General features: G+C 50.0%; 14 protein-coding genes. 9 read left to right on the top strand and 5 right to left on the bottom strand.

The window, feature by feature from the left end; translation table 11 throughout:
- Positions 1 to 55: 55 nt before the first annotated feature.
- Positions 56 to 1324 carry a transcription termination factor Rho gene (rho, locus tag MA2_RS06335; protein WP_067058052.1) on the bottom strand — a complete coding sequence of 423 codons (1269 nt, stop codon included), beginning with the start codon at positions 1322 to 1324 and terminating at the stop codon, positions 56 to 58.
- 577 nt (positions 1325 to 1901) lie between these two features.
- Positions 1902 to 2225, bottom strand: a complete 324-nt coding sequence (trxA, locus tag MA2_RS06345) for a thioredoxin (protein WP_067058146.1) — start codon at positions 2223 to 2225, stop codon at positions 1902 to 1904.
- Between the two features lie 618 nt (positions 2226 to 2843).
- Between trxA and ppx the strand changes: the two genes are divergently transcribed.
- The 5 genes from ppx (at position 2844) to MA2_RS06370 (ending at position 8356) form a co-directional block, all read left to right on the top strand.
- Positions 2844 to 4403 (top strand): exopolyphosphatase, encoded by a 1560-nt coding sequence (gene ppx, locus MA2_RS06350; RefSeq protein WP_067058056.1) that lies wholly within the window; start codon positions 2844 to 2846, stop codon positions 4401 to 4403.
- Positions 4403 to 5251 carry an acetyl-CoA carboxylase carboxyltransferase subunit alpha gene (locus tag MA2_RS06355; RefSeq protein WP_067058059.1) on the top strand — a complete coding sequence of 283 codons (849 nt, stop codon included), beginning with the start codon at positions 4403 to 4405 and terminating at the stop codon, positions 5249 to 5251. Before ppx ends, MA2_RS06355 begins: the two co-directional genes overlap by 1 nt.
- A gap of 35 nt (positions 5252 to 5286) precedes the next feature.
- Positions 5287 to 6669: a tRNA lysidine(34) synthetase TilS gene (gene tilS, locus MA2_RS06360; RefSeq protein WP_067058061.1), complete on the top strand. Its 1383-nt coding sequence runs from the start codon at positions 5287 to 5289 to the stop codon at positions 6667 to 6669.
- Between the two features lie 152 nt (positions 6670 to 6821).
- Complete coding sequence (gene proC, locus MA2_RS06365) at positions 6822 to 7724, top strand: pyrroline-5-carboxylate reductase (protein ID WP_067058063.1); 903 nt, start codon at positions 6822 to 6824, stop codon at positions 7722 to 7724.
- A complete protein-coding gene (locus tag MA2_RS06370; protein ID WP_067058065.1) occupies positions 7721 to 8356 on the top strand; it encodes a YggT family protein in 636 nt (211 codons plus the stop codon). The genes proC and MA2_RS06370 overlap by 4 nt, the downstream gene beginning before the upstream one ends.
- 71 nt (positions 8357 to 8427) lie before the next feature.
- Here the strand turns inward: MA2_RS06370 and MA2_RS06375 are convergent, their stop codons facing one another.
- Positions 8428 to 9231, bottom strand: coding sequence for a cytochrome C assembly family protein (locus tag MA2_RS06375; protein WP_245945270.1), 804 nt, complete (start codon positions 9229 to 9231; stop codon positions 8428 to 8430).
- A gap of 283 nt (positions 9232 to 9514) precedes the next feature.
- Here MA2_RS06375 and ffh point away from each other — a divergent pair, with 283 nt between their 5' ends.
- From ffh to MA2_RS06400, 4 genes are all read left to right on the top strand, one after another.
- Positions 9515 to 11029, top strand: a complete 1515-nt coding sequence (gene ffh, locus MA2_RS06380; protein ID WP_067058068.1) for a signal recognition particle protein — start codon at positions 9515 to 9517, stop codon at positions 11027 to 11029.
- A gap of 145 nt (positions 11030 to 11174) precedes the next feature.
- The gene (locus MA2_RS06385; RefSeq protein WP_067058069.1) at positions 11175 to 11984 is read left to right on the top strand and encodes a DNA adenine methylase; all 810 of its coding nucleotides are present in this window, start codon (positions 11175 to 11177) and stop codon (positions 11982 to 11984) included.
- A 13-nt stretch (positions 11985 to 11997) separates the two neighbouring features.
- On the top strand, positions 11998 to 12618 hold the full coding sequence (locus MA2_RS10895) for a MutH/Sau3AI family endonuclease (RefSeq protein ID WP_079352042.1): 621 nt from the start codon (positions 11998 to 12000) through the stop codon (positions 12616 to 12618).
- 191 nt (positions 12619 to 12809) lie between these two features.
- A complete protein-coding gene (locus tag MA2_RS06400; protein ID WP_067058151.1) occupies positions 12810 to 13958 on the top strand; it encodes a sulfate ABC transporter substrate-binding protein in 1149 nt (382 codons plus the stop codon).
- A 21-nt stretch (positions 13959 to 13979) separates the two neighbouring features.
- On the opposite strand, the gene MA2_RS06405 is transcribed toward MA2_RS06400, so the two are convergent.
- The gene (locus MA2_RS06405; RefSeq protein ID WP_245945271.1) at positions 13980 to 14699 is read right to left on the bottom strand and encodes a regulatory protein RecX; all 720 of its coding nucleotides are present in this window, start codon (positions 14697 to 14699) and stop codon (positions 13980 to 13982) included.
- A 55-nt stretch (positions 14700 to 14754) separates the two neighbouring features.
- Positions 14755 to 15804 carry a recombinase RecA gene (gene recA, locus MA2_RS06410; RefSeq protein ID WP_067058073.1) on the bottom strand — a complete coding sequence of 350 codons (1050 nt, stop codon included), beginning with the start codon at positions 15802 to 15804 and terminating at the stop codon, positions 14755 to 14757.
- Between the last annotated feature and the right edge of the window lie 13 nt (positions 15805 to 15817).

A 15817-nucleotide genomic window follows, 5' to 3' on the forward strand; every position in this document is an offset into this window, starting at 1 on the left:
ATAAAACACAAAAAAGGGCAATATTATTGGCCCTTTTTTAATATTTAGTCATAACTTAGCTTTTATCTTTGCGCGTCATTTGCTCAAAGAATTCATCGTTGGTTTTTGAGTCTTTGAGTTTTTCAAGCAAAAATTCGGTCGCCTGAATTTCGTCCATCGGGTGCAATAATTTACGCAAAATCCATACTTTACGCAGCATAGCCTCGTCCATCAAACGTTCTTCACGCCGCGTACCCGATTTTTTGATATTAATGGCAGGGAATACACGTTTTTCGGCGATTTCACGCTCAAGGGTGATTTCTTGGTTGCCCGTACCTTTAAATTCCTCAAAAATCACGTTATCCATGCGGCTGCCCGTGTCAATCAAAGCCGTTGAGATAATCGTTAAGCTGCCGCCTTCCTCGATATTGCGCGCCGCGCCAAAAAAGCGTTTGGGTCGCTCAAGTGCATTGGCATCCACACCACCTGTCAGCACCTTGCCCGATGATGGGATCACCGTGTTATAAGCACGCGCCAAACGGGTGATGGAGTCAAGCAAAATCACCACGTCTTGTTTGTGCTCAACCAAGCGTTTGGCTTTTTCAATCACCATCTCAGCAACTTGCACGTGACGCGCAGGCGGCTCATCAAACGTTGAGGCAACCACCTCGCCGCGCACGGTGCGCTGCATCTCGGTGACTTCCTCGGGGCGTTCATCAATCAACAACACAATCAAATACACTTCAGGATTATTGCGGGTAATTGATTGCGCGATGGATTGTAGCAGTACGGTTTTACCTGCCTTAGGTGGCGCGACGATGATCGAACGCTGTCCTTTACCAATCGGCGCGATTAAATCAATGATCCGCCCTGTCAAATCCTCAGTGGTGCCATTGCCAAGCTCAAGTTTTAATTGCTCGGTGGGAAATAAAGGCGTTAGGTTTTCAAAAATCAGCTTGTGGCGTGAGCGGTCAGGCGTGTCAAAGTTGATTTCATTGACCTTGAGCAAGGCAAAATAACGCTCAGAATCCTTTGGTGGGCGAATCGTACCTGCGATTGAGTCACCTGTTTGTAGATTAAAACGGCGAATCTGGCTTGGGCTGACATAAATATCATCAGGGCCTGCCAAATATGAGCCTTCAGATGAGCGCAAAAAGCCAAATCCATCGGGCAAAATCTCTAGCACGCCGTCGCCATAAATGGCCTCACCGTTACGCGCATGGGTTTTTAAAATCGCAAAAATAATATCTTGCTTGCGGCTACGCGCCATGTTATCTAAGCCCATTTGTTGGGCAATAGCAAGCAACTCGGCAACGGATTTTCGTTTAAGTTCGGTAAGATTCATATACTAACTACATGATGATGCAAGGATTTTTATAAAAAATCGTGGATAATGCCCACCAGTTTTGACACGCTCAATGCGTCTGCCAAGCCTATCCAACCAAATCCAAGACAACCGCCGACATCACAACACGCACTTTGGCAAGGTACAAACACTACCCAGTTGCCAAAACAATTGCGCCATCAACGGCGTAAACGTAGAATAATTAAGAAAAGAATGCCAGATTTGACAACAGCGCGTCACGACTGCCCAAAAAAATACAGTTCAGCGTCGGCGATGGTATCAAACTAAAAATACACAGACAAGACAAATGATTGCCTTGAGCGACAGGGCACAAATACCCTTGTAGATACCGCATTCTTACAGCCACTCAGCTTTTTATCATCATGCGTTATCATCATGTGCTGATCGCGGCATTTTACCGCACGGTATCGTGGGCTACACTATACGATAAGCCAAACAATATTGTCAAGTGTTGGCAAATCATCTTGCAAAAAAATAACCCAAAATTAAATAAAAAAAGCAAACGGTAGGTGATACCGTTTGCTTGGTAATGTTATAGCTTGTTTTAACCGAATGCTTATAGGTGCTTATCTAGCAGCGCGGCAAGTTGCGGCTTTTGCTGCAAGCCAACGATGTTATCGACTTTTTCACCATTTTTGAACACAAACAGCGTTGGAATGCTGCGAATACCATATCGTGCTGCTAAGTTTGGATTGGCATCGACATCAATTTTGACGATACGCACTTTGTCACCATAGTCAGCAGCAAGCTCATCTAAAATCGGTGCGATGGCTTTACAAGGGCCGCACCATTGCGCCCAAAAATCGACCAGCACGGGTGCGTCAGATTGTAGCACCGCTTTTTCAAAGGTATCTTCACCTGCATGAATAACGCCAGACATCGTTTTTTCCTTTTTAAAATTAAAAAATTGAACGTAAAAATCTTGCTGGGTTTGATATGGGGTGCGTACAACAAAAAACAAGCCGAGTTGTGTTTTTGAGATGGTTTGACTTCCTCCCCTCCCTATCGTTCGGGGATTCCTTCTGCAAGACGGTCAAGCCCGACCGCAAACCTAAGACAATGGCAACCGCCCGTACGACACACCGTACATCTTAGGTTCTTATTTTAAGCTAATCCTACCGTTAGGATTGTCATAGACACGAATTAGCTTAAGTGTGTGTTTGGAAACGTCTTACCAGTTAAGTTACTGCGTACTCGCAATTTAGTCTTAACTTAACTGTGGAATGTAAGACATTGAATATAGTGAGATGAGTATAGCAAAACTCATCGCATTTAACAATTGCCTTATATCCACCGCCTGAAGTCGCAGGTTTACGGCAACGAATGATAAAACCAATTGTGAGGTTTGAAAAAATCAATGATACTATCAAAGACCGTGTGCAAAGACCGTGTGATGGGCAAAACCGCTTGTCACCACTGGGCGAAAATGCGTAAAATAAAGCGATTTTGGCGGCAAAGCCGTGTTTTGATTTGACAAGCGACTGGAATAAGCAACCATATGCCCGATTTACTTGCTGATAATGAGCTGATGGCCGCCATTGATATTGGTTCAAACAGTTTTCATCTTGCCATTGCGCGGCTTGATCATCGTGAGGTGCGTAAGCTTGCCTCGATGTCTGAAAAAGTCCAGCTGGCAGCAGGGCTCGATGATAACAATTATTTGTCCGAAGAGGCGCAGCAGCGTGGGCTAGATTGTCTGGCGCGGTTTGTTGGGCGGCTTGATGCGGTGTCGCCGCAGCGGCTGCGAATTGTGGCAACCAACGCCTTGCGCCAAGCCAAAAATGCCGATGAGTTTATCGCGCGTGCCAATCAGATTTTACCCAAACCGCTTGAGGTCATCGCAGGGCGTGAAGAGGCGCGGCTGATTTATTTGGGTGTGTCGCACACCAATGCCAGTACGGACAAGCGGTTGGTGATTGATATTGGCGGCGGCTCGACGGAATTTATTATCGGCAAGGGTTTTGATCCGATTTTGACCGAAAGCCTGCAAATGGGCTGCGTGGCGTTTACCAAGGCGTTTTTTGCAGATGGGCATATCACCGACAAAGGCTTTGACAAGGCGATGGCGGCGGCACGTAAAGAGGTCTTGAGCATCAGCCGTCTGTACCAAAAAACAGGCTGGGACAGCGTGACAGGCTCAAGCGGTACGATTAAGGCGGTTAATCAGATTTTGTTGCAACTTGGGCTTGCGGACGAACAAGAGCGCATCACCCTGCACGGGGTCAAAGAGCTGCAACGCTTGTTGGTTAAAGCCAAACACGTCAATGACATCGATTTTGCCGATATTAAAGATACGCGCAAGGCGGTGTTGCCTGCAGGCGTGGCAGTGCTGCTTGCCGCCATGAGCGTGCTGGGCATTGAGACAATTCGGTATTCTGACGGCGCATTGCGCGAGGGCGTGATGTATGACATGCTTGGACGTTTTGCCAGTGAAGATGTGCGCGACCGCAGTGTGCAGGCATTGATTGTGCGTTATTCGGTGGATAAAAAACAAGCCAAACGCGTGGTCAAAACCGCGCAGCTCTTATTTGATCAAGTTAAAAATCGGCTTGGGCTAGACGATGAGGACGCGGATTTGCTGCGCCGCGCCGCGTATTTGCACGAGATTGGGCTGGCGATTAGCCACAGCAGCTACCACCGTCACAGCGCGTATTTGCTGCAAAACTCAGATATCGACGGTTTTTCACAGGTTGATAAAACCCGTATGGCACAGCTGGTGCTGCACCATCGGCGCAAGCTAAAAATCGAAGGCTATGACGAAGTTAAAATGGTCGGCGGTGACAGCTTGGTGTATTTGACGTTGCTTCTTAGGCTAGCAGTGATTTTGCACCACAACCGCAGCAAGCAAGACGAGTTTGATTTGCGCCTAAGCGTGCAAGACGAAACGCATTGGACGCTGGCATTACACGATGACAGCGATAGCGGTGGGGTGTTGATAAGTGATTTACATGATGAAGCCGAAGCATGGCAAAAATGGCACATGCATTTAACCATTGAGTTGTTGAGCACATCGCAGACTGCCGCAGAGCAACTGCAACCATCGGCTGAGGCAAAGTGATGACCGCCACATCAACTGACCAACAAACCCAAGCCGTCGAACGCGTCTGGCAAAAGGTACAATTGGCGCGTCATGCCAAACGTCCGTTGTTCTTGGATTATGCCGCTGCGTTGTTTGGTGAGTTTGATATCTTGCAAGGCGATCGCGTGTTTGGTGATGACAAGGCGATTTTGGGCGGGCTGGCAACGTTTGATGGGCAGGCGGTGATGTTGATTGGGCAACACCGTGGACGCAGCACGCGTGAGCGCATCGAGCACAATTTTGGTATGGCGCATCCTGAGGGCTACCGCAAGGTGGTGCGGCTTGTCAAACTTGCCGAACGTTTTGGCATTCCTGTGCTGACGTTTATTGACACCCAAGGCGCGTACCCCGGTGTGGGTGCAGAGGAGCGCGGACAGGCGCAGGCGATTGCTGAGTGTTTGGCGGTGTTTTCGGCATTGAATGTGCCAACGATCGCGACCATCATCGGTGAGGGCGGTTCGGGTGGTGCGTTGGCATTGGGCGTGGCTGACCGCGTCAATATGCTAGAAAATAGCATTTATTCGGTGATATCGCCTGAGGGCTGCGCATCGATTTTGTGGAAAACCGCTGAGCAAGCGCCCAAAGCCAGTGCTGCGCTCAAGCTTACCGCCGAGGATCTGGCAGGGTTTGGGTTGATTGATCATGTCATCCGTGAGGGGGCAGGGGCGCATATCGACAGCGCGGCGACCATCAGCGCGTTACACGAAGCATTACGCGCCCAACTTGATCATTTGCAAGCCATGCCAAACGCCGAACGTCTCAACCAGCGGTACGCCAAACTCATGATGTACAATTCAACCATCGAGCAAACACCAGCGTTGGCGTAAACGATTCTCAACCACTTGCCGTTTTTAAAAAAAATTTGTCTGCGCCTACTCTACCGACCACCGAGCTTTGCCACACCGTTGCCGATAGCTACCACCATCAGCTGTTGCCGTTTTATGCCCAGTTTGACCAAGCGCTGCCGCCGTGTATTTATGTCGCTTGTAGCGGTGGGCGCGATTCGTTGGTATTGCTAGATAGTCTTTGCCAATTAAGCCGTCAGCTTAATGTGCCGCTGCAAGTGTTGCACGTCAATCATCGCTTGCAAGTGATAAGTGATGACTGGCAACAGCAGGTTGAAGCGTTTTGTATGGCGCGAGGGCTAGCGTGCGTTAGTTTGACGCTAGATTGGCAAGCCGACCGCGTTGGGCAAGTCGTTGGGCAAGTCAATGAGCAAACCGCCCGTCAAGCGCGTTATCAGGCATTGGCAAATTGGCTAGATACTCATCATACCGCTGCTGCGCCGCCTGTGTTGGTATTGGCGCACCATGCCGATGATCATGCCGAAACTTTTTTGCTCAATTTGTGCCAAGGTACGGGCTTACGCGGACTGGTGGGGATGCGCGCGGTGCGTGTGCAGCATGAATTTGGTCTGCCGCTGCTGTTGTGGCGACCGTTGCTTACCATCAGCCGTGCGACGATTAGTGCGTATGCTGATGCCAAGGCTCTGCCATACGTTGATGACCCGACCAATGTCGGTACGCACAACCGCCGCGCGTGGCTACGGGCGCAAGTATTGCCGCTGCTTAAAGCCGAATTTGGCGGATTGTTAGACAATATCACGCGCACCAGTGCCAACCTTGCCGACGCTGAATATATCGTCAATGCACAAGCTGAACAGGATTTGGCGGCGTGTTTGCTGACGGGTGATGCTGCGGATTGGACGCCGACCCAATCGCGGCTTGATATCGCGCAAGTTACGGTCTTGCCGTTACCACGGGTGCGCGCGCTGTTGCGCCTATGGCTTGCGTACGGTCAGCCATACGCACCGCCGCAGCAGGTCATTACGCAAATCATCGCACTACTTGGGCTCGCCGAGCAATCACCGTTATCCGTACAAAGCCAAATTCATTGGCAAGGCGTGACTGTGCGGCGTTATCAGATGACCTTATATCGGCTTGATGCTCATTACGCCAGTGAGCACGCGCATTGGGCAGATAGCACACGGGTGCAAGCAGCGGTGGCGGCAATGTTGGCGACGCTTACCCCCAAGCCCGATTTTTATCCCATGTTTAGCTTACGCCGTCCACACGCAGGCGAGCGTTTTCGCCGTCAAGGCAAAAGCTTTCATGAACCTTTAAAAAAACTTTGCCAACGCCTTGCTATTGCCAGTTGGCAGCGTGATTTGCTGTGGGTGATAGAACATGATGGGCAGGCGCGCGCATTGTGGCTGCCGCAGCGTCTGATCTGGCTAGCGGCTTGATTTTTAGCCAGATTTGCTGCTTGAAAAACGGTATTTTTTGCCCAAATTGTGCTACACTTGCCCGATGTTGTGGGGCACGCGTAGGCAGATAATGGCTGATGCGGTTGCCCAGTTTTTGATGATGTGACACGTTTTAAGAGGTGCACCCACCGATGGCACAACCGATTTTGCCCGCAGCGATTGCGTTTTTGGGCGGAGGTAATATGGCGCAGGCGTTGATCAGCGGACTGCTTGCCCAAGGTCACCCTGCTGACCGTTTGCACGTTGCCGATACGGACACCGCGAAGCTTGCTGATTTGGCAGCGCAAGGCGTGCGGATCTATGATGCCAGCGTAGGGCAAACGCCTGAGGCAATTCGTGCTGCCGAGGTTGTAGTACTGGCGGTCAAGCCGCAAGTGCTGCAAGCCGTGCTGACACCGCTGCAAGGCGTGTGGGATAGGCAGTTGGTGATTTCGATTGTCGCAGGTATTGCACTTGCCACGCTCAAAGACTGGCTAGCCGCTTCTTTGGCGGTGGTGCGCGCGATGCCTAACACGCCTGCGATGATTCAGCAAGGCGCGACCGCCCTGTACGCCGATGTCGAGGTGAGCACCGATCAACGCACTCTTGCCGAACAGCTGTTGTCAGCCGTTGGGTTGGTGCGCTGGTTGGATGATGAAACGCTGCTAGATGCTGCCACGGCAATTTCAGGTTCTGCGCCTGCGTATGTGTTTTATTTGCTTGAGCATATGATTGCCACAGGCGAGACAATGGGGCTAAATACCGCCGATGCTACCGCGCTTGCCTTACAAACTGCGGTGGGTGCGGCGCAAATGGCAGCCCAAAGCCACCGCCAAGGTACTGATACACCAACGACCTTACGCCAAAAAGTCACCTCACCCAATGGCACCACCCAAGCGGCGATTGCAGCATTGGATGCGGCAGACGTTGGGCAAGCCATTGCACAAGCCATGCACGCCTGTGCCACGCGTTCGCGACAAATCAGCCAAGAATTTGGTGCAACACCACCCACCGCCGTGCAAACCACGGGTAAACCAACAGGCAAGCCACAATGACCAGTATCATCGCAGGGTTATTTGACATCGTTGTAGGCAGCGTCATGCTGCTTTTGTTCGTGCGCTTTATGCTGCAATTTGCCGAAGTTGAGACCAAACAGCCGTTCGCCCGTGTGATTTATCGGATTACACACGTAGTGGACGTGTTTGGGCGGATTTTTCCGACGTGGTTGGATGGCAAAATCAATACCGCCGCGCTGGCGTTGATGGCATTGCTGCGCCTGATTTATATTTGGGGTGTGCTACAAATGCTTAATTTGGACAGCCAGTATATTGGCTGGTTTCAGATGAATGACTTTAATCTAAAAATGGTTGAGCATTTACACCGCTATTTTTCGCCATTTATGCTGGTGTTTGTTACTTTGATGACGCTGGTGCTGGATTTTTTGCGCATGTGCCGCTATTTGATTATCGCGTCATTTTTGGTCAGTTGGGTGGTGTTTTTTAGCAATAAAATGCCACCAGCGTTTACCATGATCGAGCAGCTGAGCCAGCCGATCATCGCGCCGTTTCGTAAGCTGCTGCCCGCTACAGGCATGTTGGATTTTGCACCGATGATTGGCTTTTTTGCCATCACGTTGTTGGAACTGGTCGTGCAAACCATGGCGGTATATTTGCTGACTTTGACTTAAAAATATAGCTAAGTGGTTAAAAATTTTAACTAAAAATATTAGTTAAAATTATGGGTAAAAATACGGACAAATCAGCCGCGCTGCAACACCACTTCAAGGACAAACTTGGTACCAAGAAACGCGATTGCCAACAATGCCACGCCGTACAGGGTCATATTCGCCGCGCGCCCCCCACGCCAGCCATAGCGCCAATGCCCAATCAGCAACGCGCCAAATACCAACCACGACAACACGCTAAACACCGTTTTGTGGGTCAAATGCTGCGCCAATAAATTGGTCGTATCAGCAAACCCAAGCCCCAGCGCAACCGTCAGCAGCACAAAACCTGCGCCAATCATATCAAACAACAACGCTTCCATGCTTTGTAGTGCAGGCAGGCGATTGACCCACAGCGGATGCTCACGCACGCGCTTAAGTTCAGCAATTTGTAAGCGAAGCACCACCGCTTGCACCGCCGCCATCACAAGTAGGCAATACGCCGCAATCGAAGCCACGATATGCGCTTGCAACATCGGTGAGAGTTGATAAATCGCATGATACGGCGCATCGGCAAGATAGCCCACCATCGCCCCACCCAGTGCCAGCGGCAACGCCAGTACGCCAAGCGCGACAATCGGACGCAGCAGACAAAAACCAACATAAAACAGCAGCACCAACCACGAGGTCAGCGACAGCACATTATATAGGTTAAAATTTAAGCCAAACGGCGTGGCGATTTTGGGATACAGCACCGCGGCGTGTGCCACCAAACCCACCACCGTCAGTCCCAGCACCAGCTTTTTTGACAGCAGTTGCCCGCGCAATAAGCCTTTGACGATATAGCCCATCGCCAAGCCATAGCACACCAAGCACACCCACCACACCGCTGTCATCATGATTACAACCTGACTTTGCCAAATCTTGATCGTTCACTGTCGGCACAGCGTTACGCAACACGCAGGGCAGATTGGCTTACCCACCGCCATTGAAAACGCCGCGCAAAGTCCTATTTTAACAGCAAATCATTAGCAGTTTTGGCATTTTTGTCATAAAATAGCAAAATATTACTGCTTATATTCAGCGCGGATTGGTAAAATTTTGCCAAGCGTTTGACAAAAAAATTTTAAGGGTGTTGTCAGCCAATGCTGATTTACACACCGCAATCAGTTAGGACGTGTTATGTTTGAGACGCTCACCGAACGCCTATCCACCAGCCTACGCAACATCTCAGGCACGGGGCAACTGACCGAAGACAACATCAAAGACACCTTGCGTGAGGTGCGTATGGCGTTATTAGAGGCGGATGTTGCCTTGCCCGTCACGCGTGATTTTGTCGCCCGTGTCAAGGAAAAAGCATTGGGGCAGGCGGTGCTCAAAGAGCTTGCCCCAGGGCAGGCGTTTGTCAAAATCGTCTACGACGAGCTCACCGACATGATGGGCAGCGCCAACCAAAGCCTTGAGATGACAGGCAAGCCACCAGTTGTCTATTTGTTGGCAGGCTTGCAAGGTGCAGGTAAAACCACCACCGCAGGCAAGTTAGCCAAGCTTTTGCAAACCAAACACAAGAAAAAAGTCATGTTGGTGTCAGCAGACGTGTATCGCCCTGCTGCCATCAAGCAGCTTGAGCAAGTCGCCAGTCAAGTCGGCGCAAGCTTTGTACCCTCTGATGCCAGCGAAGACCCGATTACCATTGCCAAGCGTGCCATCGAGCAAGCAAAAATCCAGTACCAAGACATTCTCATCATCGACACGGCAGGGCGGTTACACATCGATGACACGATGATGGACGAAATCAAAGCCCTAACTGCCGCCGTCAATCCATCTGAGACACTGTTTGTTGTCGATGCCATGACAGGGCAGGACGCCGCCAACACCGCCAAAGCCTTCAACGATGCCTTGCCGCTGACGGGCGTGATTTTGACCAAAACTGACGGCGATGCGCGCGGTGGGGCAGCATTGTCCGTGCGTGCCATCACAGGCAAACCGATTAAGTTTTTGGGACGTGGAGAAAAGCTGGACGCGCTTGAGCCCTTTCATCCTGAGCGTATCGCGCAGCGTATCTTGGGCATGGGCGATGTGCTGTCGTTGGTTGAAGAGGTTGAGCAAAAAATTGACCGCGAAAAAGCCGAAAAAATGGCGCAAAAAATCCAAAAAGGCGGTGAATTTGACCTTGAGGATTTACTGACCCAATTTCAGCAAATGCGTAATTTGGGCGGCATGGCAGGCTTTTTGGACAAAATGCCAGGCATGAGCAACGCTGAGGTACAAAAGGCAATCGAAGAATCACGCCCCGAAGACAAAATCAAAGAAATGGAAGCGCTGATTCACTCAATGACCCCGTATGAACGGCGCAACCCTGACAAAATCAACCCCAGCCGCAAACGCCGTATCGCCGCAGGTGCAGGCAAAGAGGTGCAGCACGTCAATCAACTGCTCAAACAGCATAAGCAGATGGCAAAAATGATGAAAATGCTGGCAGACCCAAGCGGCATCGAGCGCATGATGAAAGCCGTACAAGGGCTTGCCAAAGGCATGGGCAGCGGCGGACCATTGTTTGGCGGCAACCAACAAGCTGCCGATGGCAGCGCGGTGCAAATGCCAACCATGCCCAACGCAGGTGTTAATTTGGGCAATGGTAGCACGCCAAACTTGCCCAATAGCCCCAACAAACCGCGCTTTAAAACACGGTTTTAAGCCGTTAAAACCGTGAAACAAGCCATCAGTTGGGCAATAAAAGCCCAATAGTTGGTGCTAAATGATAGGGTGTATTGAGCCAAAAGGTTGGTTGCCAAGCAGCTGACCTTTTGGCGACACAGCCCCTTGAGCGATAGGAGTGTGCGTGACCAAACCTTTTTTAAAATGGGCAGGGGGCAAAGCCAAACTTGTGCCATTTATTGAGGCAAATCTGCCCAGCCATAAACGTCAGCGTTTGATAGAACCCTTTTGTGGTAGCGGTGCGATGAGTTTTGGCATTGATTTTGACAGTTATTTACTGGCTGACACCAATGCCGATCTTATCAATCTGTTTGCCACGTTAAAACACGAAAAACAAGCCTTCATCGATTATGCGCAATCGTTTTTTGTTGATGATAACAACCAAGCCGCGCGATTTTACGCACTAAGAGAACAGTTTAATCAATCCAGCGACATAGTAGAACGATCAGCGTTATTCATCTACCTAAACCGCCATGCGTACAACGGCTTATGCCGCTACAATCGTAACGGCATTTTCAATGTGCCGTTTGGCCGATACAAAACGGTTTATTTCCCAGAAGCTGAAATGCAAAATTTCATTGCCAAATCCAGTCGGATTGAATTGTTGCATGGAGATTTTGCAACCACCTTTGGCAAGATTGAACGCCAAGATTTGGTGTATTGTGACCCACCTTATATACCTTTGAGTCAAACCGCGTCATTTACAGCGTATTCAAAAGACGGTTTTGGCTACCACGATCAAGCGCGTTTAGCCCAGCTGGCAAACCAGATGGCAAGCAACACCGAAGGCATTTTGATATCAAACCACGACACCGATTTAACCAGAACGCTTTATCAAGGGGCGGATATCAAAACCATAGCTGTTCAGCGCAATATATCTTCAAAAGGCAACGGGCGCACCAAAGCCAAAGAAATTTTGGCGATTTTTAAATGACTTTCAGGTAATCATGGAACGCAAAGAAGCTATTGAAAAAATGCAGGCGTTGAAAGGTAAAAACCTACATGAGCTTGCATTAGAATACAATGTAACGGTATTAAGCCCACTTGGCAAAGTAAACAAAGGTTGGGCAGGTCATGTAATAGAACGATTTTTAGAACTGCCTCTAAATTCGGCACAATCACCAAATTTTGGATCATGGGAATTAAAATCAATCCCCATCAAGACTTTAAAAAATGGTAGATTGGCGTTCAAAGAAACTATGGCAATCACCATGATAGACCCCGTCAATGTTTGCCAAAAAGAATTTGAAGACAGCCATGTACTGGCCAAGCTTAGAAAAGCTGTGGTTGTCGCTAGAACCGTTGGCTCACATTATAGTGACGCTAGTTTTGTTTATGATATTGTGGAATTTGACCTTGATGAAGGAACGCCGTTGTATGAAGCGGTTAAGGCTGATTATGACACCGTAAGAAGTGCCCTGCTTGATCCGCAAAGAGGTTTTAACTCACTTACTGGTAGTATGGGCGTGTATATTCAGCCGCGCACCAAAGGCGCTGGGCATGGCTCAACTTCAAGGGCGTTTTATGCCAGACCGTTATTTTTATCACAATTTATTAAACTCAATTAAAAATAAAATACCGATTGTTAGGAAAATGTTTTCAATGCCGCCGATTATATGCCATTTTTGACTAAATAAAGCCTATCTTATAACAAGACAGCCTAATACGATTTGACTATGATGATGCAATCATGGGTATCTTGATCAGCCATGATGGTAACATTATTTGCTCAAAATTTGCTCAAAAGGAATTCGGCTGTATGCGCTCACACCCTGTTAGTTTACGTTCAATTTTTTCAACCACCTTGACAAAACCGCTGCTTGGCTTGACGGCACTAAGCCTTGGCGCATTGGCTTTGACAGGCTGCCCACGCGCGCCCACCCAACGCGCTGCTGACAATGCGGCGACTCAGACCGCCAGTCAGACTGCCACCAGTGACACCACCACCGCATCAACCAACCCCAATGAAATCCTCAACGTTTCTTATGATGTGTCACGCGATTTGTATAAAAAATATAACGACTGGTTTAGCCAACAATACAAAACCCAACACAGCACCGCGATTAGTATCAAGCAGTCACATGGTGGCTCAAGTAAGCAAGCACTTAGTGTCGCCAATGGCTTGCCTGCTGATGTGGTGACGATGAACCAAGGCTCAGACATCGCCATGTTGGTCAAAAAAGGCCTGATTGACCCAAATTGGCAAGCCGCACTGCCCAACCAAGCCGTGCCATACACCACCACGATGGTGCTATTGGTGCGCAAGGATAACCCCAAGCACATCAAAGACTGGGACGACTTGGCGCGCGATGGCGTAAGCGTGGTCATCGCCAACCCAAAAACCAGCGGCACTGCGCGGTATGGTGTGTTAGCCGCCTACGGTTACGCGCTCAAACACGGCGATGAAACAGCCGCCCAACGTACCTTGCAGCAAATTTTGTCACACGTGGCGACCTATGACAGCGGTGCGCGCGCCGCAACGACGACCTTTGCCCAGCGGCAAATCGGTGATGTGCTAATTACCACCGAAAACGAAGCGCATATCAGCCAACAGCAGTTTGCCAACGATGGCTTACAAATCGTGTACCCCAGCTATTCGGTACGGATCAACAACCCTGTCGCCGTCGTCACCGCAGTGACTGACAAGCGCGGTACCACCCAACTGGCGCATGATTATTTGGCTGGACTGTGGAGCAAACCTGCTCAAACGCTGATGGCAGAGGAATACCTCCGCCCCGTCGATGCTGAGGTATTGGCAAAATTCCGTGACCGCTTCCCCGATATTGCCACGTTCGATGCCAATGAAACCTTTGGCGATTGGGACACCATCATGGATAAATACTTCAAAGATGGCGCATTATTTGACCAACTTGCCAATCCTGCTAGTCTTGCCAGTGCGACAAAATAACACCTTTAACCATGCCACGATCTAACGTGCGGCAAGACTGTCCAAATCGTGTTGCAGCGCGTCAAAACACACGGAAGTATCAAAGCCGCGATATTGCAAAAAACGTAACTGACGGGCTTTTTCTTTTGGCGTGGTGGGTACACTTGCGCCAAATTTTTTGACGCGTGTTTCGACGGCAAGCGTCAGCCAATCGACGTTGGCAGCATCAGACTTAGCAGCATCAGATGCGGCGGTATCAGCCGCTGTGGGTGGGGTATCATCTTGGCTATCAGCTGGGCTAATGGTGGCGTTGTCATTGGCAGCAAAAAACTCTGCGTGCTTGCTCATCCAATCATCAATATCGCGCGCGCTATGCAAGGTTGTAAGCCCATGGCGTTTGATATCGTGCCAGATGCGCGTGCGCCCATGTCCTTTGCGCACACCTGCAGCAATCAATGCGGCGGTCATGCGTGTGTCGCTTTGGTAGCCCTCAGCGGCAAACTCAACCAGCAATGCCTCAACCCGCACGGCATCACACCCCTTTGCCAGTAGCTTGTCGCGCAGCTCTTGCGCCGAGTGTTCACGCCGCCCAAGATAATAAAACGCCAACCAACGCATATACGCGTCTTGCTTGATTTGGGCATGATAGGCGGCGCGTTCATCATCTGTCATCAGTTGGGCTTGGATATCTGCCAACAAATCGGCAGGCGCGTCGGAGGTGGGTTGGTTCATGGCGTTGTGTTGATGGGTGATGTCAGGCAAAATAGCAAAAGCCTAGGCGATGTACCTAGGCGGTGTGGTGTGCCAGTACGCTGGCTTATGATTCATCGACCAAAACTTCGTCTTCAGTGTCTTCGTCTTCATTGACGGTAGGCACATCAGCGAATTTTTCGGCGCGGATTTTGGCTTCAATCTCTTGTGCGATGGCAGGATTTTCTTCCAAAAAGCGGATCGCGTTGTTGCGCCCCTGTCCGATTTTGCTGTCTTGATAGCTGTACCACGCGCCCGATTTTTTAACCAAATCCATATCCACGCCAATATCAATCAGCTCACCCAAGAAATTGGCACCCACGCCGTACAAGATGTCAAACTTGGTTTCTTTAAACGGTGGCGCAAGCTTGTTTTTGATGACCTTGACGCGTGTTTCGTTACCGATAATGCTGTCGCCATCTTTGACCGAGCCAATGCGGCGAATATCAAGGCGCACTGAGGCATAAAATTTCAGCGCGTTACCGCCTGTTGTGGTCTCAGGTGAACCAAACATCACGCCGATTTTCATACGAATTTGGTTGATGAAAATCACCATACAGTTTGAGCGTTTGGCATTGCCCGTGATTTTACGCAAGGCTTGGCTCATCAAGCGCGCTTGCAAGCCCATGTGGCTATCGCCCATTTCGCCCTCAATTTCAGCTTTTGGCGTCAAGGCAGCGACCGAATCGACCACAATCAAATCCACCGCGCCCGAGCGCACCAGCATATCGGCAATTTCAAGCGCTTGTTCGCCATTATCGGGCTGGGTGACCAGTAGCGCATCGACATCCACGCCGAGTTTTTGCGCATACACAGGGTCAAGCGCGTGCTCAGCATCGATAAACGCACACGTGCCGCCTTGTTTTTGGCATTGCGCGATGGCTTGCAAGGTCAATGTGGTTTTGCCTGAGCTTTCAGGACCGTAAATCTCAACAATACGCCCTTTGGGCAAACCGCCGATACCCAGCGCGATATCTAACCCCAACGAACCCGTTGGCACCACATCAACCTTGACCTTGGCAGACTCATCACCAAGGCGCATGATGGTATTTTTGCCGTATTGCTTCTCGATTTGCGACAACGCGGCGGCTAACGCTCTTGCTTTATCTGCGTCCATATGGACTCCTTAT

Origin of the sequence: Moraxella atlantae NBRC 14588 (genome assembly GCF_001591265.1) — a bacterium.
Lineage (GTDB): Bacteria > Pseudomonadota > Gammaproteobacteria > Pseudomonadales > Moraxellaceae > Faucicola > Faucicola atlantae.

What these genes read in the sequence shown, in the direction of transcription:
- recA (WP_067058073.1), bottom strand. Translation starts at nt 15,804, where the DNA reads ATGGACGCAGATAAAGCAAGAGCGTTAGCCGCCGCGTTGTCGCAAATC.
- MA2_RS06355 (WP_067058059.1), top strand. Translation starts at nt 4,403, where the DNA reads ATGACCGCCACATCAACTGACCAACAAACCCAAGCCGTCGAACGCGTC.
- ppx (WP_067058056.1), top strand. Translation starts at nt 2,844, where the DNA reads ATGCCCGATTTACTTGCTGATAATGAGCTGATGGCCGCCATTGATATT.
- MA2_RS06370 (WP_067058065.1), top strand. Translation starts at nt 7,721, where the DNA reads ATGACCAGTATCATCGCAGGGTTATTTGACATCGTTGTAGGCAGCGTC.
- rho (WP_067058052.1), bottom strand. Translation starts at nt 1,324, where the DNA reads ATGAATCTTACCGAACTTAAACGAAAATCCGTTGCCGAGTTGCTTGCT.
- trxA (WP_067058146.1), bottom strand. Translation starts at nt 2,225, where the DNA reads ATGTCTGGCGTTATTCATGCAGGTGAAGATACCTTTGAAAAAGCGGTG.
- ffh (WP_067058068.1), top strand. Translation starts at nt 9,515, where the DNA reads ATGTTTGAGACGCTCACCGAACGCCTATCCACCAGCCTACGCAACATC.
- MA2_RS10895 (WP_079352042.1), top strand. Translation starts at nt 11,998, where the DNA reads ATGGAACGCAAAGAAGCTATTGAAAAAATGCAGGCGTTGAAAGGTAAA.
- MA2_RS06375 (WP_245945270.1), bottom strand. Translation starts at nt 9,231, where the DNA reads ATGATGACAGCGGTGTGGTGGGTGTGCTTGGTGTGCTATGGCTTGGCG.
- MA2_RS06400 (WP_067058151.1), top strand. Translation starts at nt 12,810, where the DNA reads ATGCGCTCACACCCTGTTAGTTTACGTTCAATTTTTTCAACCACCTTG.
- proC (WP_067058063.1), top strand. Translation starts at nt 6,822, where the DNA reads ATGGCACAACCGATTTTGCCCGCAGCGATTGCGTTTTTGGGCGGAGGT.